The sequence below is a fragment of the Streptomyces albireticuli genome (genome assembly GCF_021228125.1).
GTDB classification, from domain to species: domain Bacteria; phylum Actinomycetota; class Actinomycetes; order Streptomycetales; family Streptomycetaceae; genus Streptomyces; species Streptomyces albireticuli.
In genome coordinates, this window is the sequence record NZ_JAJQQS010000002.1 from 822,940 (window position 1) to 849,528 (window position 26,589).

General features: G+C 72.6%; 27 protein-coding genes. 22 read left to right on the forward strand and 5 right to left on the reverse strand.

Going from position 1 to position 26,589, the window contains the following annotated elements; genetic code table 11:
* Positions 1 to 112 precede the first annotated feature (112 nt).
* The 8 genes from hisD to hisF are packed head-to-tail and all read left to right on the forward strand — an operon-like array spanning position 113 to position 5,856.
* On the forward strand, positions 113 to 1,462 hold the full coding sequence (gene hisD, locus LUZ64_RS03825) for a histidinol dehydrogenase (protein WP_372471983.1): 1,350 nt from the start codon (positions 113 to 115) through the stop codon (positions 1,460 to 1,462).
* A complete protein-coding gene (locus LUZ64_RS03830) occupies positions 1,459 to 2,574 on the forward strand; it encodes a histidinol-phosphate transaminase (protein ID WP_095580151.1) in 1,116 nt (371 codons plus the stop codon). Before hisD ends, LUZ64_RS03830 begins: the two co-directional genes overlap by 4 nt.
* On the forward strand, positions 2,571 to 3,164 hold the full coding sequence (hisB, locus tag LUZ64_RS03835; protein ID WP_095580149.1) for an imidazoleglycerol-phosphate dehydratase HisB: 594 nt from the start codon (positions 2,571 to 2,573) through the stop codon (positions 3,162 to 3,164). Before LUZ64_RS03830 ends, hisB begins: the two co-directional genes overlap by 4 nt.
* On the forward strand, positions 3,161 to 3,328 hold the full coding sequence (locus LUZ64_RS03840) for a CG2302 family histidine operon protein (protein ID WP_170116699.1): 168 nt from the start codon (positions 3,161 to 3,163) through the stop codon (positions 3,326 to 3,328). The genes hisB and LUZ64_RS03840 overlap by 4 nt, the downstream gene beginning before the upstream one ends.
* Positions 3,325 to 3,966 (forward strand): imidazole glycerol phosphate synthase subunit HisH, encoded by a 642-nt coding sequence (gene hisH / locus LUZ64_RS03845; protein WP_095580157.1) that lies wholly within the window; start codon positions 3,325 to 3,327, stop codon positions 3,964 to 3,966. Before LUZ64_RS03840 ends, hisH begins: the two co-directional genes overlap by 4 nt.
* Before the next feature lie 8 nt (positions 3,967 to 3,974).
* Positions 3,975 to 4,700, forward strand: coding sequence for a bifunctional 1-(5-phosphoribosyl)-5-((5-phosphoribosylamino)methylideneamino)imidazole-4-carboxamide isomerase/phosphoribosylanthranilate isomerase PriA (priA, locus tag LUZ64_RS03850; protein WP_095580155.1), 726 nt, complete (start codon positions 3,975 to 3,977; stop codon positions 4,698 to 4,700).
* Entirely contained in the window at positions 4,697 to 5,104 is a 408-nt protein-coding gene (locus LUZ64_RS03855) for a RidA family protein (protein WP_095580147.1), read from the forward strand. Before priA ends, LUZ64_RS03855 begins: the two co-directional genes overlap by 4 nt.
* Complete coding sequence (hisF, locus tag LUZ64_RS03860) at positions 5,101 to 5,856, forward strand: imidazole glycerol phosphate synthase subunit HisF (RefSeq protein WP_095580145.1); 756 nt, start codon at positions 5,101 to 5,103, stop codon at positions 5,854 to 5,856. The genes LUZ64_RS03855 and hisF overlap by 4 nt, the downstream gene beginning before the upstream one ends.
* 174 nt (positions 5,857 to 6,030) lie before the next feature.
* Here the strand turns inward: hisF and LUZ64_RS03865 are convergent, their stop codons facing one another.
* From LUZ64_RS03865 to LUZ64_RS03875, 3 genes are all read right to left on the reverse strand, one after another.
* On the reverse strand, positions 6,031 to 6,591 hold the full coding sequence (locus LUZ64_RS03865; protein WP_095580143.1) for a DoxX family protein: 561 nt from the start codon (positions 6,589 to 6,591) through the stop codon (positions 6,031 to 6,033).
* A 53-nt stretch (positions 6,592 to 6,644) separates the two neighbouring features.
* Positions 6,645 to 7,277 (reverse strand): TIGR03085 family metal-binding protein, encoded by a 633-nt coding sequence (locus LUZ64_RS03870; RefSeq protein ID WP_095580141.1) that lies wholly within the window; start codon positions 7,275 to 7,277, stop codon positions 6,645 to 6,647.
* A gap of 241 nt (positions 7,278 to 7,518) precedes the next feature.
* Complete coding sequence (locus LUZ64_RS03875) at positions 7,519 to 8,322, reverse strand: hypothetical protein (protein ID WP_143593062.1); 804 nt, start codon at positions 8,320 to 8,322, stop codon at positions 7,519 to 7,521.
* Between the two features lie 192 nt (positions 8,323 to 8,514).
* Between LUZ64_RS03875 and hisI the strand changes: the two genes are divergently transcribed.
* From hisI to LUZ64_RS03945, 14 genes are all read left to right on the forward strand, one after another.
* A complete protein-coding gene (gene hisI / locus LUZ64_RS03880; RefSeq protein WP_232390009.1) occupies positions 8,515 to 8,889 on the forward strand; it encodes a phosphoribosyl-AMP cyclohydrolase in 375 nt (124 codons plus the stop codon).
* Positions 8,890 to 8,909: 20 nt separating this feature from the next.
* Complete coding sequence (locus LUZ64_RS03885; RefSeq protein WP_095581974.1) at positions 8,910 to 10,427, forward strand: anthranilate synthase component I; 1,518 nt, start codon at positions 8,910 to 8,912, stop codon at positions 10,425 to 10,427.
* A gap of 90 nt (positions 10,428 to 10,517) precedes the next feature.
* Entirely contained in the window at positions 10,518 to 11,171 is a 654-nt protein-coding gene (locus LUZ64_RS03890; RefSeq protein WP_095581975.1) for a TIGR02234 family membrane protein, read from the forward strand.
* 112 nt (positions 11,172 to 11,283) lie between these two features.
* Positions 11,284 to 11,517: an HGxxPAAW family protein gene (locus tag LUZ64_RS03895; RefSeq protein ID WP_095581976.1), complete on the forward strand. Its 234-nt coding sequence runs from the start codon at positions 11,284 to 11,286 to the stop codon at positions 11,515 to 11,517.
* A gap of 107 nt (positions 11,518 to 11,624) precedes the next feature.
* Complete coding sequence (locus LUZ64_RS03900; RefSeq protein ID WP_211305052.1) at positions 11,625 to 12,119, forward strand: DUF2752 domain-containing protein; 495 nt, start codon at positions 11,625 to 11,627, stop codon at positions 12,117 to 12,119.
* A gap of 215 nt (positions 12,120 to 12,334) precedes the next feature.
* Positions 12,335 to 13,144 (forward strand): indole-3-glycerol phosphate synthase TrpC, encoded by an 810-nt coding sequence (trpC, locus tag LUZ64_RS03905; protein ID WP_095581977.1) that lies wholly within the window; start codon positions 12,335 to 12,337, stop codon positions 13,142 to 13,144.
* 8 nt (positions 13,145 to 13,152) lie between these two features.
* Complete coding sequence (trpM, locus tag LUZ64_RS03910; RefSeq protein WP_095581978.1) at positions 13,153 to 13,374, forward strand: tryptophan biosynthesis modulator TrpM; 222 nt, start codon at positions 13,153 to 13,155, stop codon at positions 13,372 to 13,374.
* Positions 13,375 to 13,430: 56 nt separating this feature from the next.
* Positions 13,431 to 14,675 carry a tryptophan synthase subunit beta gene (gene trpB, locus LUZ64_RS03915; protein WP_095581979.1) on the forward strand — a complete coding sequence of 415 codons (1,245 nt, stop codon included), beginning with the start codon at positions 13,431 to 13,433 and terminating at the stop codon, positions 14,673 to 14,675.
* The gene (gene trpA, locus LUZ64_RS03920) at positions 14,672 to 15,487 is read left to right on the forward strand and encodes a tryptophan synthase subunit alpha (RefSeq protein WP_095581980.1); all 816 of its coding nucleotides are present in this window, start codon (positions 14,672 to 14,674) and stop codon (positions 15,485 to 15,487) included. Before trpB ends, trpA begins: the two co-directional genes overlap by 4 nt.
* 64 nt (positions 15,488 to 15,551) lie before the next feature.
* Positions 15,552 to 16,331: a DsbA family protein gene (locus LUZ64_RS03925; RefSeq protein WP_095581981.1), complete on the forward strand. Its 780-nt coding sequence runs from the start codon at positions 15,552 to 15,554 to the stop codon at positions 16,329 to 16,331.
* Between the two features lie 109 nt (positions 16,332 to 16,440).
* Positions 16,441 to 17,304, forward strand: a complete 864-nt coding sequence (gene lgt, locus LUZ64_RS03930; protein ID WP_095581982.1) for a prolipoprotein diacylglyceryl transferase — start codon at positions 16,441 to 16,443, stop codon at positions 17,302 to 17,304.
* 265 nt (positions 17,305 to 17,569) lie between these two features.
* Positions 17,570 to 18,301 carry a VIT1/CCC1 transporter family protein gene (locus LUZ64_RS03935; RefSeq protein ID WP_095581983.1) on the forward strand — a complete coding sequence of 244 codons (732 nt, stop codon included), beginning with the start codon at positions 17,570 to 17,572 and terminating at the stop codon, positions 18,299 to 18,301.
* Positions 18,302 to 18,593: 292 nt separating this feature from the next.
* The gene (gene gltB / locus LUZ64_RS03940; protein WP_232390008.1) at positions 18,594 to 23,198 is read left to right on the forward strand and encodes a glutamate synthase large subunit; all 4,605 of its coding nucleotides are present in this window, start codon (positions 18,594 to 18,596) and stop codon (positions 23,196 to 23,198) included.
* Positions 23,191 to 24,651 (forward strand): glutamate synthase subunit beta, encoded by a 1,461-nt coding sequence (locus tag LUZ64_RS03945; RefSeq protein WP_095581985.1) that lies wholly within the window; start codon positions 23,191 to 23,193, stop codon positions 24,649 to 24,651. Before gltB ends, LUZ64_RS03945 begins: the two co-directional genes overlap by 8 nt.
* A gap of 79 nt (positions 24,652 to 24,730) precedes the next feature.
* Here LUZ64_RS03945 and LUZ64_RS03950 read toward each other — a convergent pair whose 3' ends face one another.
* Together LUZ64_RS03950 and wecB are read right to left on the reverse strand one after the other, a co-directional pair.
* A complete protein-coding gene (locus LUZ64_RS03950; RefSeq protein WP_095581986.1) occupies positions 24,731 to 25,399 on the reverse strand; it encodes a 3-keto-alpha-glucoside-1,2-lyase-like domain-containing protein in 669 nt (222 codons plus the stop codon).
* Positions 25,396 to 26,589 (reverse strand): non-hydrolyzing UDP-N-acetylglucosamine 2-epimerase, encoded by a 1,194-nt coding sequence (gene wecB, locus LUZ64_RS03955; RefSeq protein WP_095581987.1) that lies wholly within the window; start codon positions 26,587 to 26,589, stop codon positions 25,396 to 25,398. Before wecB ends, LUZ64_RS03950 begins: the two co-directional genes overlap by 4 nt.

A 26,589-nucleotide genomic window follows, 5' to 3' on the forward strand; every position in this document is an offset into this window, starting at 1 on the left:
TTAATGTGACCGATTGAACACCGACAGTGAGAAGCGGATGTCACTCGTTGGTACGTATCACTGGGTGGTACGCGGAGCCGTGCGCCGGGACGGGTCTGAGACAATTGGCGGTGTGATCTCCCGAATCGATCTGCGCGGCACCGCCTCCGCCCCGGCTCCTGGTTTCTCCTGGAGCGAGGCCGGCATCGACCGCGACCTGCTGCCCCGAGCCGAACTCGACGTCGAGGCCGCCCTGGAGAAGGTGCGGCCCATCTGCGAGGACGTGCATCATCGTGGCACCGCGGCCTTGATCGATTACGCGGAGCGGTTCGACGGCGTCACCATCGACCGGATCCGGGTCCCCGCCGAGGCGATCACCCGCGCCCTCGCGGAGCTCGACCCCGCCGTGCGCGCCGCGCTGGAGGAGTCCATCCGCCGCGCCCGCATCGTCCACCGCGAGCAGCGCCGCACCGACAAGACCGTCCAGGTCGTGCCCGGCGGCACGGTCACCGAGCGCTGGGTGCCCGTCCAGCGCGTCGGGCTCTACGTGCCCGGCGGCCGCTCCGTCTACCCCTCGTCCGTGATCATGAACGTGGTGCCCGCCCAGGAAGCGGGCGTCGGCTCCATGGCCGTCTCCTCCCCGCCCCAGGCCGACTTCGGCGGCCTGCCCCACCCGACGATCCTGGCCGCCTGCGCGCTGCTCGGCGTCGACGAGGTGTACGCCGCCGGCGGCGCCCAGGCCGTCGCCATGTTCGCCTACGGCACCGAGGAGTGCCGCCCGGTCAACATGGTCACCGGCCCCGGCAACATCTGGGTCGCCGCCGCCAAGCGGCTGCTCAAGGGCCGCATCGGCATCGACGCCGAGGCCGGACCCACCGAGATCGCGATCCTCGCGGACGCCACGGCCGACCCCGTGCACGTCGCCGCCGACCTGATCAGCCAGGCCGAGCACGACCCGCTGGCCGCCTCCGTCCTCGTCACCGACTCCGAGGACCTCGCGAACGCCGTCGAGAAGGAGCTCGGGACCCAGGTCGCGCAGACCCGGCACGTCGAGGACCGCATCCTGCCCGCGCTCTCCGGCCGCCAGTCCGGCATCGTCCTGGTCGACTCCGTCGACCACGGCCTCGCCGTCGTCGACGCCTACGGCGCCGAGCACCTGGAGATCCAGACCGCGGACGCCGCGGCCGTCGCCGCCCGGGTGCGGAACGCCGGCGCGATCTTCGTCGGCCCCTACGCCCCCGTCTCCCTCGGTGACTACGCCGCCGGCTCCAACCACGTGCTGCCCACCGGCGGCTGTGCCTGCCACTCCTCCGGCCTCTCCGTCCAGAGCTTCCTGCGCGGCATCCACGTCGTGGACTACACCCGGGAGGCCCTGGCCGAGGTCGCGGGCCACGTGGTGACCCTCGCCGAGGCCGAGGACCTGCCGGCGCACGGCGCCGCGGTCAAGGCACGGTTCGACTGGAAGGTTCCGGACGGCAAGTGACGCACGAGACCCGTATTGACGACCTCCCCATCCGGGACGAGCTGCGCGGCAAGTCCCCGTACGGCGCCCCCCAGCTCGACGTGCCCGTACGCCTGAACACCAACGAGAACCCCTACCCCCTCCCCGAGCCCCTCGTCGCCCGCATCGCCGAGCGCGTCGCCGAGGCCGCCCGGAACCTCAACCGCTACCCCGACCGGGACGCGGTCGAGCTCCGCACCGAACTGGCCGCATACCTCACCCGCACCGCCGGGCACGAGGTCACCACGCGCCAGGTGTGGGCGGCCAACGGCTCCAACGAGATCCTCCAGCAGCTCCTCCAGGCCTTCGGCGGCCCCGGCCGCACCGCGATCGGCTTCGAGCCCTCGTACTCGATGCACGCCCTGATCTCCCGCGGCACCGGCACCGGCTGGATCTCCGGCCCCCGCCGCGAGGACTTCACCGTCGACACCGACGCGGCCGTGGCCGCCATCGCCGAGCACCGGCCCCACGTGGTCTTCATCTGCTCGCCGAACAACCCCACGGGCACCGCCGTCGACGCCGACACCGTCCTGCGGCTCTACGAGGCCGCGCAGGCGGCCCGCCCCTCCCTGGTCGTGATCGACGAGGCGTACGGCGAGTTCAGCCACCGCCCCTCGCTGCTCCCGCTGATCGAGGGCCGGCCGAACCTCGTGGTCTCCCGCACCATGTCCAAGGCGTTCGGCGCCGCCGGACTGCGCCTCGGCTACCTCGCGGCGGACCCCGCCGTCGTCGACGCCGTCCAGCTCGTCCGCCTGCCCTACCACCTGTCCGCCGTCACCCAGGCCACGGCCCTCGCCGCCCTGGAGCACACCGACACCCTGCTCGGCTACGTCGAACAGCTCAAGACCGAACGCGACCGCCTCGTCACCGAGCTGCGCGCCATGGGATGCGAGGTGACGGACTCCGACGCCAACTTCGTCCAGTTCGGCCGCTTCACCGACAGCCACGCCACCTGGCGGGCCATCCTCGACCACGGCGTGCTGGTACGGGACAACGGCGTACCGGGATGGCTGCGGGTCACCGCGGGCACCCCCGCCGAGAACGACGCGTTCCTGGACGCGGTCCGCGCAGTGATGAAGGAGAACCAGCGATGACCCGCGTCGGGCGCGTCGAGCGCACCACGAAGGAGACATCCGTCCTCGTCGAGATCGACCTCGACGGCACCGGGCAGGTCGACGTGTCGACCGGGGTCGGATTCTTCGACCACATGCTCGACCAACTGGGCCGCCACGGCCTCTTCGACCTCACCGTCAAGACCGACGGCGACCTGCACATCGACACCCACCACACCATCGAGGACACCTCCCTCGCGCTCGGCGCCGCCTTCCGGCAGGCCCTCGGCGACAAGGTGGGCATCTACCGCTTCGGCAACTGCACGGTCCCCCTGGACGAGTCCCTCGCCCAGGTCACCGTCGACCTCTCCGGCCGCCCCTACCTCGTGCACACCGAGCCCGAGAACATGGCGCCGATGATCGGCGCGTACGACACCACGATGACCCGCCACATCCTGGAGTCCTTCGTCGCGCAGGCCCAGATCGCCCTGCACGTCCACGTCCCCTACGGACGCAACGCCCACCACATCGTCGAGTGCCAGTTCAAGGCCCTCGCCCGGGCGCTGCGCTACGCCTGCGAACACGACCGGCGCGCCGCCGGAATCCTTCCCTCCACGAAGGGCGCCCTGTGAACGGCCTCTCCACCACCCTGATCGTCGTCGGCCTCTTCCTGGTCGGCGGCATCATCTCCTTCGCCAAGCAGGGCATGCCCAAGAGCGTCATCGTGCTGCTCGGCATAGGCGCCGCCATGTGCCTGACCGCCGGTGCGCTGCGCGTCGAGGGGCTGTGGTCATGAGCAACCGCAAGAAGGTCGTCGTCTTCGACTACGGCTTCGGTAACGTCCGCTCCGCCGAGCGCGCCCTCGCCCACGTCGGCGCCGACGTCGAGATCACCCGCGACTACGACAAGGCCATGACCGCCGACGGCCTGCTCGTCCCCGGCGTCGGCGCCTTCGACGCCTGCATGCGCGGACTCCGCGCCGCCCGCGGCGACTGGATCGTCGGCCGCCGGCTCTCCGGCGGGCGCCCCGTCATGGGCATCTGCGTCGGCATGCAGATCCTCTTCGAGCGCGGCATCGAGCACGGCGTCGAGACCGAGGGCCTCGACGAGTGGCCCGGCACCGTCGAGCCGCTCAAGGCCCCCGTCGTCCCGCACATGGGCTGGAACACCGTCACCCCGGCCGAGGGCTCCCGGCTCTTCGCCGGCCTCGACGCCGACACCCGCTACTACTTCGTGCACTCCTACGCCGTGCGCGAGTGGGGCTTCGAGATCACCGCGGACCACATCCGGCCGCCCCAGGTCACCTGGGCCACCCACGGCGAGCCCTTCATCGCCGCCGTCGAGAACGGGCCGCTGACCGCCACCCAGTTCCACCCCGAGAAGTCCGGCGACGCCGGCGCCCAGCTGCTGACCAACTGGATCGAGACCCTGTGAGCCCCCAGATGCCGAAGCTCGAACTCCTCCCCGCCGTCGACGTCCGCGACGGCCAGGCCGTCCGCCTCGTCCACGGCGAGTCCGGCTCCGAGACGTCCTACGGCGACCCCCTCTCCGCGGCCCTCGCCTGGCAGCGGGCCGGCGCCGAGTGGCTGCACCTGGTCGACCTCGACGCCGCCTTCGGCACCGGCGACAACCGGGCCCAGGTCGCCGAGGTCACCCGCTCCATGGACATCAAGGTCGAGCTCTCCGGCGGCATCCGCGACGACGCCTCGCTCGCCGCCGCCCTCGCCACCGGCTGCACCCGCGTCAACCTCGGCACCGCCGCCCTGGAGACCCCCGAGTGGGTCGCCAAGGTCATCGCCGAGCACGGCGACCGCATCGCCGTCGGCCTCGACGTCCGCGGCACCACCCTGCGCGGCCGCGGCTGGACCCGCGACGGCGGCGACCTCTACGAGACCCTCGCCCGCCTCGACGCCGAGGGCTGCGCCCGCTACGTCGTCACCGACATCGCCAAGGACGGCACCCTCCAGGGCCCCAACCTGGAGCTCCTGAAGAACGTCTGCGCCGTCACCGACCGGCCGGTCGTCGCCTCCGGAGGCGTCTCCTCCCTTGACGATCTGCGGGCGATCGCCACGCTGGTACCGGAGGGCGTCGAAGGCGCCATCGTGGGCAAGGCCCTCTACGCCAAGGCGTTCACCCTGGAAGAAGCCCTGGAGGCTGTGTCCGTATGACCGATTCCCCCGCACCGCGGCGCGTACAGTCAGACAGCTCCTGGGAGGAGACGATCGGCTTCGCACGCGCCGTGGCGGCGGGGGACACGGTCCTCGTCGCCGGCACCATGCCCCTGGTCGGCGGCGTCCTGCACGGTGAGGGCGACCCCTACGAGCAGACGCTCGCCGCCTTCGGCAACGCCCTCGCCGCCCTGGACGAGTTCGGCCTCGGCGCCGCCGACGTCATCCGCACCCGTATGTACCTCACCCACGCGCGCGACGTGGACGCGGTCGGCCGCGCCCACCACGAGCTCTTCGACGCGGTACGCCCCGCGGCGACCCTGGTCGTCGTCTCCGGCTTCGTCGACTCGCGCGTCCTGGTCGAGGTAGAAGTAGAAGCTTTCAGAGGAGCAACGAACACATGACCCTGGCGGTCCGAGTCATCCCCTGCCTGGACGTGGACAACGGCCGGGTCGTCAAGGGCGTCAACTTCCAGAACCTGCGTGACGCCGGCGACCCCGTCGAGATGGCCAAGATCTACGGGCAGGAGGGCGCCGACGAACTGACCTTCCTGGACATCACCGCCTCCTCCGGCAACCGCGAGACCACCTACGACGTGGTGCGCCGCACCGCCGAGCAGGTCTTCATCCCGCTGACCGTGGGCGGCGGCGTCCGCGCCGCGGCCGACGTCGACAAGCTGCTGCGGGCCGGCGCGGACAAGGTCGGCGTCAACACCGCGGCCATCGAGCGGCCCGAGCTGATCCAGGAGATCGCGGAGCGCTTCGGCCGCCAGGTGCTGGTCCTCTCCGTCGACGCCCGCCGCACCGCCTCCGGGAGCTTCGAGGTCACCACCCACGGCGGCCGCCGCGGCACCGGTCTGGACGCGGTGGAGTGGGCGCACCGCGCGGCCGAGCTGGGCGCCGGCGAGATCCTCCTCAACTCCATGGACGCCGACGGCACCAAGGACGGCTACGACACGGAGATGATCCGGGCCGTGCGGAAGCACGTCTCCGTACCGGTGATCGCCAGCGGTGGCGCGGGCCGGCTGGAGCACTTCGCGCCGGCGGTCGAGGCGGGCGCGGACGCGGTCCTCGCCGCCTCCGTCTTCCACTTCGGCGACCTGAGGATCGCGGACGTGAAGGGCGCCCTCCGGGAGGCGGGCCACCCGGTCCGCTGACGGCTGTTCCGGGGAGCCGCCCCGGGCCCGGTTCCTTCCTCGGACGCCGGAAGGGCTGATCTCGGCCTGTCCGGCGTTCGAGGACACCGCGCGTCAGCGCGGAAAGGGGGCCCGGGGGCGCGAGCCCCCGGTTCGGGGAAGGGGCGGGGTGCGGAAGAATCCCCGCCCGCCGCCCTAGTCCCGCGTCAGAACGACGGCCAGCGCCGCCACCACGGCCAGCACGATCGCCGCCACCCCGTACGACAGCCGGGGCGCCCGCAGCACGGGCAGATAGTGGTCCACGGCGTACCGGCCCGGCCCCGTGAGCGCCAGCGCCGTCGCCGTCACGGCGATCAGCAGCGTGAATTCCACGCCGGTCGGCAGGAAGAAATCACCCCACGTCACCACCAGCGCGTTGATCATCGTGCCCAGCACGGCCGCCGCGGCCAGCGGTGTGAGCAGCCCCAGGAACAGGCCCAGCCCGCCCAGCGCCTCGCTGAGCCCGGCCACGACGGCCATGGCTTTGCCCGCCGGATAGCCCGACTGGGTGAAGAACTTCCCCGTCCCGTCGATCCCGGCGCCACCGAACCAGCCGAAGAGCTTCTGCGTGCCGTGGCCGACCATGGTGAGGCCGATCATCAGGCGGATCAGCAGCAGCCCCAGGGAGACCCCCGTCGGCAGCGCGGTGGCGCCCTGGCCGCCCAGGGGGCCGCCGAGGGAACTGGTCAGGGAGGTGGTTCTGTGGCGGGAGGCCATATCGGCACCTTCTTCCGATCGGGATCCGGTCGGCCCCTTTGCCCTCAGGGGGCTCAGATACCCAGTGTCGCCCCACGAAGCTTCGCGAGCGCGTCCACGTCACCGTCCAGTTCCACCCGGGCCGTGTCCTGCCGGCCGAAGGCGAACAGCGTCAGCTCGCCCGGCTCACCGGTGACCGTCACCACCGGGGCGCCCCGGCGCGCGACCGCCGTCCGCCCGTCGGGCCGCCGCAGCACCAGCCCCACCGGCGAGCGCCGCCCCAGCATCCGCGCCACCCGCTCCAGCCGCGCCCACAGCGCGTCCGCGAAGACGGGATCCGGCTCCCGGGGCGTCCAGTCCGGCTGGGCGCGGCGGACGTCCTCGGCGTGCACGAAGAACTCCACCGTGTTGGCTGCCTCGTCGATCTGCTTGAGGGCGTACGGGGACATCCGCGGCGGCCCCGTACGGATGAGCTGGATCAGCTCCTCGTACGGCTTCGCGGCGAACTCGGCCTGTACCCGCTCCAGCCGCGGCGCCAGCGCCTTGATCACCAGGCCGGCGGAGGCGTCGGCACGGCGCTCGCGCACCACGACATGGGCCGCGAGGTCGCGGGTCCGCCAGCCGTCGCAGAGGGTGGGGGCGTCCGGGCCCGCCATCTCCAACAGATCGGCGAGAAGCAGACGTTCGCGCTGCGCGTGGGTCGACATGCGGCCCACCTTACGACCGGCGTCCCTCCGGTGCCACGGTGCCGCGCTGGTACCGGCCAGGGACGGTTCTTTCCCCGGCCCCCTTCCCGCCGCATCCGATGTGCGGCTCCGCCGCGTCGCGGGGAGGCCCCCGGGCCCCGGTTGCGCGCTGACGCACGGTGGCCCCAAGCGCCGGCGAGAACTCAGCCCGTCCGGCGTTTGAGGACATTCGGGAAGGGGCGGGGTGGGGAAACCCCTCGCCCTACTCCGGCAGCGCCTCCGTCAGCTTCGCGCCCCCCGGCCCCGTGCTCCGCGTGATCGTGCACGTCACCTCCGACTGCCCCCGGTCATACGTCGACTTGGCCGGATAGAGCGTGTACGAGTAATACGTGCGGCCGTCGGCTATGGAACGCACGCGCGCCTGGGCCTTCTTCTCACAGAGGTCCTTGGCCTTGGCCTGGATGTCCATCTCCGTGGTGAAGGTGCCCGACAGCGTCGCGTTGCCGATGACCTCGCCGTCGTGGCTCGAGTCGCAGGACCGCGTGGTCACCCGCGTGACACCGCTGCTCAGGTGCGGATGGTCGAAGCACTGGCCGGGCTTGAGCACCACGTACGGCACCCGGGACACCGACGGCGACGACGGGTCGGCGGAGCCCGACGGGTCGAAGCCCGAGGGCGCGTCGGAGGGCGAGCTCGGGGTCGCGGACGGGGCCTCGGACGGCGCGGCGGACGAGACCGACGGGCTCGGCGAGGACTTCGCCCGCGGGGACGGCCCGTCGTCGTCGCCACCGGAGGTGAGGATGACGCCGCCCACTATCAGGCCCGCCACCAGCACGGCCGCGACCACGATCGCGGCGACCTTCGCGCCGTTGCCGCCCGAGGGCGGGGGCGGCACCGGCGGGGCGAACTGCCCGTACTGGCCGAAACCCTGCTGAGGCTGAGGCTGGCCGTAAGGGTTGCCGTACGGCTGCGCGGGCGGCTGCGGCGGCCCGAAGTTCTGGGGAGGTCCGAAACCACCGCCGTGGCCAGGCGGTTGCGGGGGGTTCGGCGGCGGCGGAGAGGTCATGCGCGACAGCATGCCGTACGCCACTGACAGCCCCACCGGCGGGATCCCGATCGGACACCCCCGCGCGCCCGCGCCCGTACGGGACCCGTACCCGCGCCCGTAAGGGACCCGTACCGCCCGTACCCGTAAGCCGGGACCCGCGCGTCCACCCGTACCCCCGCCCGCGGCGGCGGAAGCGGCAGAATGGACCGCATGACCGGCACCACCCGCCCCACGCCCCCCGCCGCCCTCGACCCCGCCATCGCCGCCCGCCTCAAGCGCGACGCCCACGGCCTGGTCCCCGCCATCGCCCAGCAGTACGACACCGGCGAGGTCCTCATGCTCGGCTGGATGGACGACGAGGCCCTCCACCGCACCCTCACCACCGGCCGCTGCACCTACTGGAGCCGCAGCCGCCAGGAGTACTGGGTCAAGGGCGACACCTCCGGCCACGTCCAGCACGTGAAGTCCGTGGCCCTCGACTGCGACGCGGACACCCTCCTCGTCAAGGTCGACCAGGTCGGCGCCGCCTGCCACACCGGTGACCGCACGTGCTTCGATGCCGACGTCCTGCCGCTGGCCCAGTAGCATCCGCTGCCATGGCAGCCATGACCCCGGGTGACATCGCCCCCGACGCCGCAACCTTCCGTACGCTCGCGAAGGACCGCCGGGTCATCCCGGTCACCCGGCGGTTCCTCGCCGACGGGGACACCCCCGTCGGCCTCTACCGCAAGCTCGCCGCCGAGCGCCCCGGCACCTTCCTGCTGGAGTCCGCCGAGAACGGCCGCACCTGGTCCCGCTACTCCTTCGTCGGCGTCCGCAGCGCCGCCACCCTGACCGTCCGCGACGGCGCCACCCACTGGCTCGGCACCCCGCCCGTCGGCGTCCCCACCGACGGCGACCCGCTGGAGGCCCTGCGCGCCACGGTGGCCGCCCTGCACACCCCGCGCGACCTCATCGAGGGCACCGGGCTGCCGCCCTTCACCGGCGGCATGGTGGGCTACCTCGGCTACGACATCGTGCGCCGCCTGGAGAAGATCGGCGAGCACGGCGACGACACCCTCGGCCTGCCCGAGCTGACCATGCTCCTCACCTCCGACCTCGCGGTACTCGACCACTGGAACGGCACCGTCCTGCTGATCGCCAACGCGATCAACCACAACGACCTGGAGACGGGCGTCGACGAGGCGTACGCCGACGCGGTCGCCCGCCTCGACGCCATGGCCGCCGACCTCCACCGGCCGGCCCCCACCGACCCCACCGCCCTGCCGCCCTCCGAGCTCCCCGAGTACACCGCCCGCTGGGGCGGCCCCGACTACATGGCGGCCGTGGAGGACATCAAGGAGCGCATCCGCGCGGGCGAGGCGTTCCAGGTCGTCCCCTCCCAGCGCTTCGAGACGCCCTGCGCGGCCTCGGCCCTCGACGTCTACCGCGTGCTCCGGGCCACCAACCCGAGCCCGTACATGTACCTGCTCCGCTTCGACGGGTTCGACATCGTCGGCTCCAGCCCCGAGGCGCTCGTGAAGGTCGAGGACGGGCAGGCCATGGTGCACCCCATCGCCGGCACCCGGCCGCGCGGCACCACCCCGCAGGCCGACGCCGCCCTCGCCGAGGAACTCATGGCCGACCCCAAGGAGCGCGCCGAGCACCTGATGCTCGTCGACCTCGGCCGCAACGACCTCGGCCGGGTCTGCGAGCCCGGCAGCGTCGAGGTCGTCGACTTCATGTCGATCGAGCGCTACAGCCATGTGATGCACATCGTCTCCACCGTCACCGGCCGCCTCGCCCCCGGGCGCACCGCCTTCGACGTCCTCACCGCCTGCTTCCCGGCCGGCACCCTCTCCGGCGCGCCCAAGCCCCGCGCCATGCAGATCATCGAGGAGCTGGAGCCCGCCCGCCGCGGCCTGTACGGCGGCTGCGTCGGCTACCTCGACTTCGCCGGGGACTCCGACACCGCCATCGCCATCCGCACGGCCGTGCTGCGCGACGGCACCGCCTACGTCCAGGCCGGCGCGGGCGTCGTCGCCGACTCCGACCCGGCGGCCGAGGACGCCGAGTGCCGCAACAAGGCCGCCGCCGTGCTCCGCGCCGTCCACTCCGCGAACCGGCTCACCCACCGGTCCTGAGCCGCCCGGGGGCCGCCCCGGCGCGCCCCGGGCGCCCGCACAGGGGACCCCGGGGCGCCCGCCCGGCACCGACGAGAGATAGTGGTAACCGTGAGCGCAGCCGTACCCCACCCCCGCCCCCACGTCGAGCCCGCCGCCCGTAGCGGCGCCGGCCGCCGGCGCAGCGTCGGCACCGCCCTGCTGGCGGGCGCCGCGGGCGCGGCGCTCGTCCTCCTGGCGGGCGGCCGCACCTGGTCCGAGGGCACCACCCAGGTCAACGGGTCGCCCGTCGCCCAGAGCGCCAGCGGCCAGGACGTCGGCGGACTGCCCGGCGCCCTCGCGATCGTCGCCCTCGCCGCGCTCGTCGCCGTCTTCGCCGTCCGCGGCGTCTGGCGCGTCGTCGTCGCCGGCCTGCTCGCCCTGAGCGGCGCGGGCGTCGTGGCCGGCGCGGTCACCGGCGCCACCGACACCGCCGCCCTGGAGGAGAAGGCGTCCCGGGCCAGCGGGCTCACCGGCGCAGCCATCGACGGCGTCACCCACACCGCCTGGCCCTGGGTCGCCCTCGCCGGCGGTGTGCTCCTCCTCCTCGCCGGGCTCCTCGCCCTGCGCTACGGCCGCCACTGGCCCGCCATGTCCAGCCGCTACGAGCGCGACGGCACCCCCCGGCCGCGCCGCGCCCGCACCGCGCCCGACCCCGACCGCCCCGAGGAGCTGTGGAAGGCCCTCGACCGCGGCGAGGACCCCACCGGCGACACCCGGCCGTGACGCCGCCCTGACACGCCCCACCCCAGAGCGAGGCGGCCCCGGCCGTCGGGGACAATGACCATGAGCGTTCCCCGCGCCCCAGGGCGCGCCACAGCAACGAGGAGTCTTACTCATGTCGGGTAGCAGCCACGGACACACCCCGGCCGCCTGGACCGGTGTCACCATCGCCTTCATCGGCTTTTGCGTCTCCGGCGCGTTCATGGTGGCCGCCAAGCCGGTCGGGTTCTGGGCGGGCATCGTCGTGATCGCCCTCGGCGGCGTCGTCGGCGGCATCATGCGCATGATGGGCCTCGGCCAGGCCCCCAAGACCGCCGTCAAGAAGGCGCAGCCGCAGACCCAGGGCTGACCGCCCCCGGAGCTCGTTGCGAAGAGGGCGCGGCCCCGGGACCCGTACGGCGGTATCCGCCGGGTCCCGGGCCGCGCCTTCGCGCTGCCGGGCGGAGACTGGCGGGCGTGAGCGACAGCGCCGACCACCCCGACGGGGCCGACAGGACTGACAGGGCTGACGGGACCGACAGGACCGACAGCGCCCGCGGGGCCACCGCCCGGGCCGTGGCGCGCCGCCTGACCGCCCCGCTCGGCGTCGGGACGGGCGTCGCCGTGGCCGCCGGATACGTCGCGGCCGTCGATCCCCACCGGCCGGGCCACTACCCCGCCTGCCCCCTGCTGCGCCACACCGGCCTCTACTGCCCCGGCTGCGGCGGCCTGCGCGGCCTGCACGCGCTGTGCCACGGAGATCTCGCCGCCGCGCTGGGCGCCAACGCCCTCGCCGTCGCCGGCTACGCCGCCTTCGCCCTGCTCTGGGCCGTCTGGACGGTCCGGGCGCTGCGCGGCGCGGGCGGGGTGTCGCCGCTCCCGCGGCCCGCCCACCGGTGGGCCCTGGGCGCGCTCGTCCTCGCCTTCACGGTCGTACGGAACCTGCCGGCCGGCTCCGCCCTCGTCCCTTAGGAGACACGCGCGAGGGGCACCCGGCGGCCATTCGGCCGATCATTCAAGTGATCTCGTGTGCATTCCCCGGGTGTCCGCTGGGCATCCACGGAATGGGACCCGCGTCAACCGGATGCGAAACCTTCGCCCTCCGGCAAGTACCATCGCAGTGCCTGGTGAGGATGTTGTCCGCCCCACCAGCCCAGACCAGCCGAGTCCGGAAGGGGGCCGCTCGCGTGAGTGTGCTCGACGAGATCATCGAGGGCGTCCGCGCCGACCTCGCGGAGCGGCAGGCGCGCGTCAGCCTCGACGAGCTCAAGGAGCGGGCGGCCAAGGCCCCGCAGGCCAAGGACGGCGTAGCCGCCCTCCGCGGTGAGGGCGTCAGCGTCATCTGCGAGGTGAAGCGCTCCAGCCCCTCCAAGGGCGCGCTCGCCGCGATCGCCGACCCCGCCGGCCTCGCCGCGGACTACGAGGCGGGCGGCGCGGCCGTGATCAGCGTGCTGACCGAGCAGCGCCGTTTCGGCGGCTCGCTCGCCGACCTGGAGGCCGTCCGCGCCAAGGTCGACATCCCGATCCTCCGCAAGGACTTCATTGTCACGGCCTACCAGCTGTGGGAGGCGCGGGCCTACGGCGCCGACCTGGTGCTGCTGATCGTCGCCGCCCTGGAGCAGGAGGCGCTGGTCTCCCTGATCGAGCGGGCCGAGTCCATCGGCCTCACCCCGCTGGTCGAGGTGCACGACGAGGAAGAGGTCCAGCGCGCGGTGGAGGCCGGCGCCCGGATCATCGGTGTCAACGCCCGTAACCTCAAGACCCTCGAGGTCGACCGCGGCACCTTCGCCCGCGTCGCCCCCGAGATCCCGGACGGCATCATCAAGATCGCCGAGTCCGGCGTGCGCGGCCCGCACGACCTCATCGCCTACGCCAACGACGGCGCCGACGCCGTCCTGGTCGGCGAGTCCCTGGTGACCGGCCGCGACCCCAAGGGCGCCGTGGCCGACCTGGTGGCCGCGGGCGCCCACCCGGCCCTGCGGCACGGGCGGGGCTGACGCCCCGGATGACCCGCCGCCGCACCTGTCGCACAGGGCCGGGCCTGCGCCCGGCTCCCCTTGGCGCGCCCGCGGCCGGGCTGTCCGCCCAGAATTCTTACGCGCGCCTGGCCCGGGGCTGCCGCCCCCGGGGCTGCCGCGCGCCCGCGCGGCGCGTCCGCGGCCGTAGGGTGCGGTACCACATCGGTTGCGAGCCGGGGCAGGTCAACGGGCGCCGATGGCGTAGCTGAGCCGAAAGTCGCTCAGCCATACCATCAATCTCACTCATCTCCAGAGGAGATCAGGCATGCCCAGTGAATTCTTCGTGCCGGACCCGGACGGTGCGATTCCCAGCCCCGAAGGCTACTTCGGGGCGTTCGGCGGCAAGTTCATCCCGGAGGCCCTCGTCGCCGCCGTGGACGAGGTCGCCGTCGAGTACGAGAAGGCCAAGGCGGACCCCGCCTTCGCCGCCGAGCTCAACGACCTCCTGGTCAACTACACCGGCCGCCCCAGCGCCCTGACCGAGGTGCCGCGCTTCGCCGAACACGCCGGCGGCGCCCGGGTCTTCCTCAAGCGCGAGGACCTCAACCACACCGGCTCGCACAAGATCAACAACGTGCTGGGCCAGGCACTGCTCACCAAGCGGATGGGCAAGACCCGGGTCATCGCCGAGACCGGCGCCGGCCAGCACGGCGTCGCCACCGCCACCGCCTGCGCGCTCTTCGGCCTGGAGTGCACCATCTACATGGGCGAGGTCGACACCGAGCGCCAGGCGCTCAACGTCGCCCGGATGCGGATGCTCGGCGCCGAGGTCATCGCCGTGAAGTCCGGCAGCCGCACCCTGAAGGACGCCATCAACGAGGCGTTCCGCGACTGGGTCGCCAACGTCGACCGCACCCACTACCTCTTCGGCACGGTCGCCGGCCCGCACCCCTTCCCGCGGCTGGTCCGCGACTTCCACCGGGTGATCGGCGTCGAGGCCCGCCGGCAGATCCTGGAGCGCGCCGGCCGGCTGCCGGACGCCGCCGTGGCCTGCGTCGGCGGCGGCTCCAACGCCATCGGCCTGTTCCACGCCTTCCTGCCCGACACCGGTGTCCGGCTCATCGGCTGCGAGGCCGGCGGGCACGGCCTCGCCGGTGGCGAGCACGCCGCCACCCTGTCCGCGGGCACCCCCGGCATCCTGCACGGCTCCCGCAGCTACGTCCTCCAGGACGAGGACGGCCAGATCACCGAGCCCTACTCCATCTCCGCCGGGCTCGACTACCCCGGCATCGGCCCCGAGCACTCCTACCTCAAGGACGCCGGCCGCGCCGAGTACCGCGCCGTCACCGACGACGAGGCCATGCAGGCGCTGCGGCTCCTCTCCCGCACCGAGGGCATCATCCCGGCGATCGAGAGCGCCCACGCGCTCGCGGGCGCGCTGGACCTCGGCAAGGAGCTGGGCGAGGACGGGCTGATCCTGGTGAACCTCTCCGGGCGCGGCGACAAGGACATGGACACGGCGGCCCGCTACTTCGGGCTGTACGACGCCACCGAGGGGGCGGCCAAGTGAGCGGCAACATCGAACTGCTGAACAGCACCCTGGCCGCGGCCCGGGCCGAGAACCGCGCCGCCCTCGTGGGCTACCTCCCGGCCGGCTTCCCGACCGTCGACGACGGCGTCCGCGCCGTCACCGCGATGCTCGAGGGCGGCTGCGACATCGTCGAGGTCGGGCTGCCGCACAGCGACCCGGTCCTCGACGGCCCGGTCATCCAGACCGCCGACGACATCGCCCTGCGCGGCGGCCTCAAGATCGTCGATGTGCTCCGCACGGTCCGCGAGGCGCACGCCGCGACGGGCGCCCCGGTCCTGGTCATGACGTACTGGAATCCGGTGGACGCCTACGGCGTCGAGCGGTTCGCCGCCGACCTGGCCGCGGCCGGGGGAGCGGGCTGCATCCTTCCCGACCTCCCGGTCGAGGAGTCCGAGGTGTGGCGCAAGGCCGCCGAACAGCACGGCCTGGCCACGGTGTTCGTGGTCGCGCCGAGCAGCCGTGACGAACGGCTCGCCAGGATCACCGCCGCGGGCACCGGCTTCGTCTACGCCGCCTCCCTGATGGGCGTCACCGGCACCCGGGAGTCCGTCGGCCACGAGGCGCAGGAGCTGGTGCGCCGCACCCGCGCCGTGACGGAGCTGCCCGTCTGCGTCGGCCTCGGCGTCTCCGACGCCGCGCAGGCGGCCGAGGTCGCGCGGTTCGCCGACGGCGTCATCGTCGGCTCGGCCTTCGTCAAGCGCCTGCTGGAGGCCCCCGACCTGGAGGCGGGCCTGACCGCGGTCCGCGCCCTCGCGGGTGAACTCGCCGAGGGCGTACGCAAGCGCGCGTAACTCTTTTGATGGAACCGGCGACCGGGGGCGCGCAGGCCGCGCCCCCGGTTCGTTGTACAGGGACGTGAGCCAGAAGAACTCTGAGGGAAAGCGCAGCGCCCGTGAGCGCCTGCAGGAACAGCGCCGGAAGGAGGAGAGCCGCACCAAGCGCAAGCGGACCCTGATCGCCGCCGTGGTCGTGGTGGCCGTCCTCGGCGCCGGCGCGGGCATCGCCGCCCTGGTCGCCGGTGGCGGGAGCGACAAGAAGAAGACCGCCGGCCCGCTGGTCGCCCCGCAGGGCGCCACCGGCAAGGACACCGTGACCATCCCGGTCGGCAAGCCCGACGCCAAGTCCACCCTGACCGTCTACGAGGACTTCCGCTGCCCCGGCTGCGGCCAGTTCGAGCTCGGCTTCCGCGACACCATCCGCGACCTGGAGGCCAAGGGGCAGCTCAAGACCGACTACCACCTGGTCACGCTGATCGACGGCAACCTCCGCGGCTCCGGCTCGCTCAACGCCGCCAACGCCGCCGCGTGCGCCCAGGACGCCGGGAAGTTCGCCGCGTACCACGACCTGCTCTTCAAGAACCAGCCGCAGGAGACGGACGACGCCTTCGGCAAGAAGTCCCGCCTGATCGAGCTGTCCGGCCAGGTCCCCGGCCTGGACACCCCCGCCTTCCGCAAGTGCGTCGAGGACGGCACCCACGACAGCTGGGTGAAGAAGTCCCACGAGGCGTTCAGCAAGTCCGCCTACCACGCCACCCCGACCGTGCTCCTGAACGGCAAGGACGTCTACGGCGACCAGAAGAACCCGCTGACCCCCGACAAACTGCGCCAGATGGTCACGGCCAACGCCAAGGGCTGAGCCCTGCCGGGCCGGGCGGCCGGGCGCCGGGCCCGCCGGTGCGTTACGCAGCTGTTGTGCCGGGTGGGTTGCCGCGTTCCCGGCCCGGCAGGGTAGCGTCGGTGCTGCCATGGAAATCGCTTACATTCCCAGCCCGTCGACCGGGGTGGTCCATCTCGGACCGGTCCCGCTGCGCGGCTACGCCTTCTGCATCATCATCGGCGTCTTCGTCGCCGTCTGGCTCGGCAACCGACGCTGGATCGCACGGGGCGGCCGGGCGGGCACGGTCGCCGACATCGCCGTGTGGGCGGTGCCCTTCGGGCTCGTCGGCGGTCGCCTCTACCACGTGATCACCGACTACGAGCTGTACTTCGGTGAGGGCCGTGACTGGGTCAACGCCTTCAAGATCTGGGAGGGCGGCCTGGGCATCTGGGGCGCCGTCGCCCTGGGCGCCGTCGGCGCCTGGATCGGCTGCCGGCGCCGTGGCATCCCGCTGCCGGCCTGGGCGGACGCCCTCGCCCCCGGCCTGGCCGTGGCCCAGGCCATCGGCCGCTGGGGCAATTGGTTCAACCAGGAGCTGTACGGCAAGGCCACCGACCTGCCGTGGGCCCTCAAGATCGACGCGGACCCCGCGATCGGCCGCGTCGCCGGTACGTACCACCCGACGTTCCTCTACGAGTCGCTGTGGTGCCTGGCCGTCGCGGCGCTGGTGATCTGGGCGGACCGCCGCTTCACCCTCGGTCACGGCCGTGCCTTCGCCCTCTACGTGGCCGCGTACACCGTCGGCCGCTTCTGGTTCGAGTACCTCCGTGTCGACGACGCCCACCACGTCCTGGGCCTGCGGCTCAACGGCTGGACGTCGATCGTGGTCTTCATCGGCGCCGTCGTCTACATGGTGCTCTCGGCCAAGCGGCGCCCCGGCCGCGAGGCCGTGGTGGAGCCCGCCGCGGCCGAGGACGCCGGGATGTCCCCGGAGCCCGCGAAGAAGGCCTGACGGCCGCCCGGTGGCTGCTGCCGATCGCCCGGTGACCGGCACCCGATCGGCACCTCGATCGGGGCTTTGATCGGCACCTTGCTCGGCACCCTGATCGGCACCTTGATCGGCAACAGCGAGGGAATTTTCCGGGCCTCTCCACAAACCCGCAGGTCAGCGAGGTAAGTTCGGCCTTCCTTGCTAGCGGATCATGGCCGTTCGTGCGTACCTTCGATTTGTCGGGGCGGGCGACGGGCCCTTCCCGAGGGGAAGGGAGCCACCGGAGATGTCTGTCCTGGAAGCCGTTGCCGCACCGCACGTAGCGCACCGCGACAACCACACGCACCGTGACGTGAACGGCGGCTGGCTGCGGCCGGCGGTCTTCGGTGCGATGGACGGCCTGGTCTCCAACGTCGCCCTGATGGCCGGTGTCGCGGGCGGCACCGCCTCCTCCGGCACGATCGTGATCGCCGGTCTCGCGGGCCTCGCCGCCGGTGCCTTCTCCATGGCCGCCGGTGAGTACACCTCCGTCGCCTCGCAGCGCGAGCTGGTCCTCGCCGAGCTGGAGATCGAGCGCCGCGAGCTGCGCAAGCACCCCGCCGACGAGCTGGCGGAGCTGGCCGCGCTCTACGAGTCGCGGGGCGTCGAGCCCGAGCTCGCGCTCGAGGTCGCCATGCAGCTGTCCCGCGACCCCGAGCAGGCGCTGGAGATCCACGCCCGCGAGGAGCTCGGCATCGACCCCTCCGACCTGCCGTCCCCGGCGGTCGCCGCCGTCTCCTCCTTCGGCTCCTTCGCGCTCGGCGCCCTGCTGCCGCTGCTGCCCTACCTGCTGGGCGCCACCCAGCTGTGGCCCGCCGTGCTCCTCGCCCTGCTCGGACTCTTCGCCTGCGGGGCCGTCGTGGCCCGGGTGACGGCACGCAGCTGGTGGTACAGCGGCCTCCGTCAGCTGCTGCTCGGCGGAGCCGCCGCCGGTGTGACTTACCTCCTCGGTATTGCGTTCGGCGCCACCTTGGGGTGATGCTTATGCGGGCTGCCGCATAACGTCAGCGTTACCTCGCGGTTTCAAGCCCTTGACGATCGGGCACAATCCGGAAGCGCAGCGGGCAACGCCGCCCGTGCTGCGCTGTGTCCGGCGTGGCCGGGCCGGGCGATCCCTCGGCCTCCGGAGCTCGCCACCTCGTCCGCAGTGTCCACATGCTGGATTGAATCGTCCGCTTTCCGAGAAGCGGCCCATCATGTAACCTGCACCAAATTTTCTTTCCGCAGAGGGCCAACGTCGTCCCTCGGCACATGCACATGCCATGACTGCCATGACGACGACGGGAGAGCCGATGCGTCCCTTGTTTGCCGCATCCCACCCCGCCCAGCAGGGGATGTACGACCCGCGGAACGAGCACGACGCCTGTGGCGTGGGCTTCGTCGCGACCCTCACCGGCGAGGCGAGCCACACGCTCGTGGAGCAGGCCCTCACCGTTCTGCGGAATATGGAACACCGCGGCGCCACGGGCTCCGAGCCCGACTCGGGCGACGGCGCGGGCATCCTCCTCCAGGTCCCCGACGCCTTCCTGCGCCGAAGCGTCGCCTTCACCCTCCCCGAGGCCGGCGCCTACGCCGTCGGCATCGCCTTCCTCCCCGCCGACGAGGCCGCGGCGGACACCGCGGTCTCGCACATCGAGACGCTCGCGGCCGAGGAGGACCTCACGGTCCTCGGCTGGCGCGACGTCCCCGTCACCCCCGACCTGCTCGGCAACGGCGCCCGCACCACGATGCCCGCCTTCCGCCAGCTCTTCGTCTCCGGCGACGCGGCCGACGGGACCCGGCTCAGCGGCATCGCCCTCGACCGCAAGGCGTTCGTGCTGCGCAAGCGCGCCGAGCGCGAGGCCGGCGTCTACTTCCCCTCCCTGTCCTCCCGCACCCTCGTCTACAAGGGAATGCTCACCACCGGACAGCTGGAGCCCTTCTTCCCGGACCTCTCCGACCGGAGCTTCGCCACCGCCATCGCCCTGGTCCACTCCCGCTTCTCCACCAACACCTTCCCGAGCTGGCCGCTCGCCCACCCCTACCGGTTCGTCTCCCACAACGGTGAGATCAACACCGTCCAGGGCAACCGAAACTGGATGCGGGCCCGCGAATCCCAGCTGGCCTCCGGCCTGTTCGGCGACGACGACAACCTCACGCGGACCTTCCCCGTCTGCACCCCCGGCGCCTCCGACTCCGCCTCCTTCGACGAGGTCCTGGAGCTGCTCCACCTCGGCGGCCGCTCCCTGCCGCACAGCGTCCTGATGATGATCCCCGAGGCCTGGGAGAACCACGCCTCCATGGACCCGGCCCGGCGCGCCTTCTACCAGTACCACTCCACCCTCATGGAGCCCTGGGACGGACCCGCCTGCGTCACCTTCACCGACGGCACCCTCGTCGGCGCCGTCCTCGACCGCAACGGCCTGCGCCCCGGCCGCTACTGGGTCACCGACGACGGCCTCGTCGTCCTCTCCTCCGAGGTCGGCGTCCTCGACATCGACCCCGCCAAGGTCGTCCGCAAGGGCCGCCTCCAGCCCGGCCGGATGTTCCTCGTCGACACCGAGGAGCACCGCATCATCGAGGACGACGAGATCAAGGCCCAGCTCGCCGCCGAACAGCCCTACGGGGACTGGCTGGAGGCCGGCCTGATCGACCTCGCCGACCTCCCCGAGCGCGAGCACATCGTGCACACCCACGCCTCGGTCACCCGCCGCCAGCAGACCTTCGGCTACACCGAGGAGGAGCTCCGCGTCATCCTCGCCCCCATGGCCAGGACCGGCGCCGAACCCATCGGCTCCATGGGCACGGACTCCCCGATCGCGGCCCTCTCCGAGCGCCCCCGGCTGCTCTTCGACTACTTCACCCAGCTGTTCGCGCAGGTCACCAACCCGCCGCTGGACGCCATCCGCGAGGAGCTCGTCACCTCGCTGATCTCCTCCCTGGGCCCCGCGCGCAACCTCCTCGACCCGACCGCGGCCTCCTGCCGCAGCGTCACCCTGCCCTTCCCCGTCATCGACAACGACGAGCTCGCCAAGCTCATCCACATCAACGCCGACGGCGACCTGCCCGGCCTGAAGGCCGTCACCCTCGCCGGCCTCTACCGCGTCGGCGGCGGCGGCGAGGCGCTCGCCGCCCGCCTGGAGGCCGTCTGCGCCGAGGCCGACGCCGCCATAGCGGCCGGCGCCCGCCTGATCGTGCTCTCCGACCGGCACTCCGACGCCGAGCACGCCCCGATCCCCTCCCTGCTGCTCACCTCGGCCGTCCACCACCACCTCATCCGCACCAAGCAGCGCACCCAGGTGGGCCTGCTGGTCGAGGCCGGCGACGTCCGCGAGGTCCACCACGTCGCCCTGCTCATCGGCTACGGCGCCGCCGCCGTCAACCCGTACCTCGCGATGGAGTCCGTCGAGGACCTCGTCCGCGCCGGCACCTACTTCCGCGACCTGCCGGACACCGGGGCCGAGGACGCCATCCGCAACCTCATCAAGGCCCTGGGCAAGGGCGTCCTCAAGGTCATGTCCAAGATGGGCATCTCCACCGTCGCCTCCTACCGCGGCGCCCAGGTCTTCGAGGCCGTCGGCCTGGCCGGCGAATTCGTCGACACCTACTTCCACGGCACCGCCACCAAGATCGGCGGCATCGGCCTGGACGTCGTCGCCCAGGAGGTCGCGGCCCGCCACGCCAAGGCCTACCCCGCCACCGGCATCGCGGCCAGCCACCGCCGCCTCGACATCGGCGGCGAGTACCAGTGGCGTCGCGAGGGCGAACCCCACCTCTTCGACCCCGACACCGTCTTCCGGCTCCAGCACGCGACCCGCGCCCGCCGCTACGACATCTTCAAGCAGTACACGGCGCGCGTGAACGAGCAGTCCGAGCGGCTGATGACGCTCCGCGGCCTCTTCGGCCTGGCCGGTGACCGCCCCGCGGTCCCCCTGGACGAGGTCGAGCCCGTCAGCGAGATCGTCAAGCGCTTCTCCACCGGCGCCATGTCCTACGGCTCCATCTCCCGCGAGGCCCACGAGACCCTCGCCATCGCCATGAACCAGCTGGGCGGCAAGTCCAACACCGGTGAGGGCGGCGAGGACCCCGAGCGCCTCCACGACCCGGCCCGCCGCTCCAGCATCAAGCAGGTCGCCTCCGGCCGCTTCGGCGTGACCAGCGAATACCTGGTCAACTCCGACGACATCCAGATCAAGATGGCCCAGGGCGCCAAGCCCGGTGAGGGCGGCCAGCTGCCCGGCCACAAGGTCTACCCCTGGGTCGCGAAGACCCGGCACTCCACCCCGGGCGTCGGCCTGATCTCACCGCCCCCGCACCACGACATCTACTCCATCGAGGACCTCGCCCAGCTCATCCACGACCTCAAGAACGCCAACCCCGAGGCCCGCATCCATGTGAAGCTGGTCTCCGAGGTGGGCGTCGGCACGGTCGCCGCCGGTGTGTCCAAGGCGCACGCGGACGTCGTCCTCATCTCGGGCCACGACGGCGGTACGGGCGCCTCCCCGCTGACCTCCCTCAAGCACGCGGGCGGCCCCTGGGAGCTCGGCCTCGCCGAGACCCAGCAGACCCTGCTCCTCAACGGCCTGCGCGACCGCATCGTGGTGCAGGCCGACGGCCAGCTCAAGACCGGCCGCGACGTGATCATCGCCGCCCTCCTGGGCGCCGAGGAGTTCGGCTTCGCCACCGCGCCGCTGGTCGTCTCCGGCTGCGTCATGATGCGCGTCTGCCACCTCGACACCTGCCCCGTCGGCATCGCCACCCAGAACCCCGTGCTGCGCGAGCGGTTCTCGGGCAAGGCCGAATTCGTCGTCAACTTCTTCGAGTTCATCGCCGAGGAGGTCCGTGAGCTCCTCGCCGAGCTGGGCTTCCGCAGCCTGGAGGAGGCCGTCGGCCACGCCGAACTCCTCGACACCGGCAAGGCCGTCAGCCACTGGAAGGCCCAGGGCCTGGACCTGGCACCGCTGCTGCACGTCCCCGAGCTCCCCGAGGGCGCCGTCCGCCACCGCGTCACCGAGCAGGACCACGGCCTGGCCAAGGCCCTCGATAACGAGCTCATCGAACTCGCCGCCGACGCCCTCGCCGTGACCACCGCGGAGGACGCCCGCCCCGTCCGCGCCCAGGTGCCCATCCGCAACATCAACCGCACCGTCGGCACCATGCTCGGCCACCAGGTGACCCGGCGGTTCGGCGGCGCCGGACTGCCCGACGACACCGTCGACATCACCTTCACCGGCTCCGCCGGCCAGTCCTTCGGCGCCTTCCTGCCCCGCGGCGTCACCCTGCGCCTGGAGGGCGACGCCAACGACTACGTCGGCAAGGGCCTCTCCGGCGGCCGGATCGTCGTCCGCCCCGACCGCGGCGCCGACCACCTCGCCGAGTACTCGGTCATCGCCGGCAACACCCTCGCCTACGGCGCCACCGGCGGCGAGCTCTTCCTCCGGGGCCGGGTCGGCGAGCGGTTCTGCGTCCGCAACTCCGGCGCCACCGTCGTCTCCGAGGGCGTCGGCGACCACGGCTGCGAGTACATGACGGGCGGCCGCGCCGTCGTCCTCGGCGAGACCGGCCGCAACTTCGCGGCCGGCATGTCCGGCGGCGTCGCCTACGTCATCGACCTCGACCCCGACAACGTCAACAAGGAGCTGGCCGGCGCCGTCGACACCCTCGACGCCGACGACCGGCAGTGGCTGCACGACGTCGTGCGCCGCCACCACGAGGAGACCGCCTCCACCGTCGCGGCCCGCCTCCTCGCCGACTGGGACGCTGCGGCCGACCGCTTCCGCAAGATCGTCCCGGCCACCTACAAGGCAGTGCTCGCCGCCAAGGACGCCGCCGAGCGAGCGGGTCTCTCCGAGAACGAGACCCACGAGAAGATGATGGAGGCGGCGACTCATGGCTGACCCCAAGGGCTTCCTGACCACCGGCCGCGAGGTCGCGCGGACCCGCCCCGTCGGCGAGCGGGTCAAGGACTGGAACGAGGTCCACGTCCCCGGCTCCCTGCTGCCGATCATCAGCAAGCAGGCCGGCCGCTGCATGGACTGCGGCATCCCGTTCTGCCACAACGGCTGTCCGCTGGGGAACCTCATCCCCGAGTGGAACGACTACGCCTACCGCGAGGACTGGCGCGGCGCCAGCGAGCGGCTGCACGCGACCAACAACTTCCCCGAGTTCACCGGCCGCCTCTGCCCCGCCCCCTGCGAGTCCGCCTGTGTGCTCGGCATCAACCAGCCGGCCGTCACCATCAAGAACGTCGAAGTCACCATCATCGACAAGGCGTGGGACAACGGCTCCGTCACCCCGCAGCCGCCCGAGCGGCTCTCCGGCAAGACCGTCGCCGTCATCGGCTCCGGCCCGGCCGGACTCGCCGCCGCCCAGCAGCTGACCCGGGCCGGCCACACCGTCGCCGTCTACGAGCGCGCCGACCGCATCGGCGGACTGCTCCGCTACGGCATCCCCGAGTTCAAGATGGAGAAGCGGCACATCAACCGCCGCATCGAGCAGATGCGCGCGGAAGGCACCAAGTTCCGCACCGAGGTGGAGATCGGCCGCGACATCGACGCCGCGAAGCTGCGCAAGCGCTACGACGCCGTGGTGATCGCCGCCGGTGCCACCACCTCCCGCGACCTGCCGGTCCCCGGCCGCGACCTCAAGGGCGTCCACTTCGCCATGGAGTACCTGCCCCTGGCCAACAAGGTGCAGGAGGGCGACCTGACGGTCTCCCCGATCACCGCCGAGGGCAAGCACGTCGTCGTCATCGGCGGCGGCGACACCGGCGCGGACTGCGTCGGCACCGCCCACCGCCAGGGCGCCGCCTCCGTCACCCAGCTGGAGATCATGCCCAAGCCGGGGGAGGAGCGGAACCCGGGCCAGCCCTGGCCCACCTTCCCCATGCTCTACAAGGTCACCTCGGCACACGAGGAGGGCGGCGAGCGGGTCTACTCCGTCTCCACCACTCACTTCGAAGGCGACGAGGACGGCAACGTCCAGTGGCTGCACCTGGTCGAGGTCGCGTTCGTCGACGGCAAGCTCGAGCAGAAGCCCGGCACCGAGCGGCGCATCCCCGCCCAGCTCGTCACCCTCGCCATGGGCTTCACCGGCACGGACGTGAAGAACGGCCTGGTCGAGCAGTTCGGCCTGGAGCTGGACGCGCGCGGCAACGTCGCCCGGGACGCCGACTACCACACGAACGTCCCCGGCGTGTTCGTCGCCGGCGACGCGGGACGCGGCCAGTCGCTCATCGTCTGGGCCATCGCCGAGGGCCGCTCCGCGGCACGCGGCGTGGACCGCTACCTCACCGGCGCCAGCACGCTGCCGGCACCGGTGCGGCCGACGGACCGGGCGCTCACCGTCTGACGCGCCCCCCCGAACACGCGACGCCCGCCCTTCCCCGACCAGGAGGCGGGCGTCGCGGCATTCCCGTACCGGACGGCCGTCAGCCGTCCAGCGGCCGCACCACCAGATCCCGGAACTCCACCTTGGCGTCCTCCGAGTACACCCCGACCGCCCCCTCCAGATAAGGGCGCTCGTCGTCCTGGTAGGCCACCAGCCCCTTCCCGTCGACGCTCACCTCCATCCGGGCCCCGCGCTGCGCGATCCGCACCTGGGACCACTCACCGACCGGGAAGCTCCCCGCGCCGGTCGCCAGGAAGCGCTGCCCGCCGCCGTACGCGGGGTCCCGCTTGCCGAGCTCCCAGCCGTTGGGCTTCAGGGTGATGTAGTAGAAGTGCTCCGGATCGGTGTACGCCCAGACCAGCCACGGCACCTCCCACGGGTTGGGGCGCGGGGTCCGCAGCTGGTCGACCGTCCGCATCCGCGCCCGGAAGTCCACCGCCCCGTACCGCGCGGTGGAGACGATCAGCCCGGCGTGGGTCTCCTCGGCGACCGTGGCCGGCTTGGGCGCGAGCTCCAGGCCGTCGTGGCGGCCGATGTTCTCGCCGTGCCCGTCGAACACCGACCGCCACGGGCCGTGGACCGATCCCTCGGCCCACGGCCGTTCCGGCCCTCCGTCGTCCCCCCACAGCGCGCTCACCGCCAGGGCGGCGCCCGCCACCACGGCGGCGGCGAGCAGTGCGAGGCCGAGCAGCCGGTGAACTCTCGTCATGCCGTCGAGTATGACCCCGGGGCCTCGGGGCGGGAGGCGACCAGCGGGACGACGCCCCGATCGGGTCCGGCGTCCGCGCCGAAGTCCTCCGCGAGCTGTGCCACGATCCGGTCCGTGGCGTGGCCGTCCCCGAAAGGATTACCCGCCGTCGCCATCCGCTGGTAGGCGACGGGGTCGTCCAGCAGCCCCTCGGCCGCCTCCAGGATGTGCTCCGGCTCGGTGCCCACCAGCCGGGCCGCGCCCGCCTCCACCGCCTCGGGGCGCTCGGTGGTCGTGCGCAGCACCAGGGCGGGCTTGCCGAGGCTGGGCGCCTCCTCCTGGATGCCGCCGGAATCGGTCAGCACCAGGTCGCAGGCGGCCAGTGTGGCGGAGAAGTCGGTGTAGCCCAGCGGCTCCACGACCCGGATGCGCGGATGCCCGGTCAGCTCGGGCAGCAGGGCCTCCCGGACGGCGGGGCTCTTGTGCAGCGGTACGACCATCTCGACATCGCCGCGTTCGGCCAGTCTGCGCATGGCCTTGCCCATCGCCCGCATGGTGGCGCCCTGGTTCTCCCGCCGGTGCAGGGTGAGCAGCACCCGCCGCAGCCCGGTCTCGAAGTGGTTGTGCCCGGTGTTCTCGGCCAGCACCCAGAGGAGGTTGTCGATGACGGTGTTGCCGGTGGTGAACACCTCCGCTTCCGGCACCCCTTCCGCGGTCAGGTGCTCGGCGGCGCGCGCGGTGGGGGCGAAGTGCCAGCGGGCCAGCCGGCCTATCAGGCGGCGGTTGGCCTCCTCGGGGAAGGGGTTGTCGAGGACCCCGGTGCGCAGCCCGGCCTCGACGTGGGCGATGGGGACGCGCTCGTAGAACGCGGCGAGGGCACCGGTCAGCGCGGTCGTGGTGTCGCCCTGCACCAGGACGAGGTCGGGCCGCTCGGCGCGGAACACCTCGCCGAGGCCGTCGACCAGACGTGCCGTCAGGGTGGAGAGCTGCTGCCGGTCGCGCATCACGTCGAGCTGGGTGTGCACGGGCACCTGGAGGAGCTCCAGCATCTGCTGGAGCATCTCGCGGTGCTGGCCGGTGGTGACGACGATCGGCTCGAAGAGCGGGGAGGCGGCCATCGCGCGGGCCACGGGCGCCAGTTTGATGGCCTCCGGACGGGTGCCCAGTACGAGCATGGCGCGTACGGGCGCGGTGATGATGTTCGGGGACAT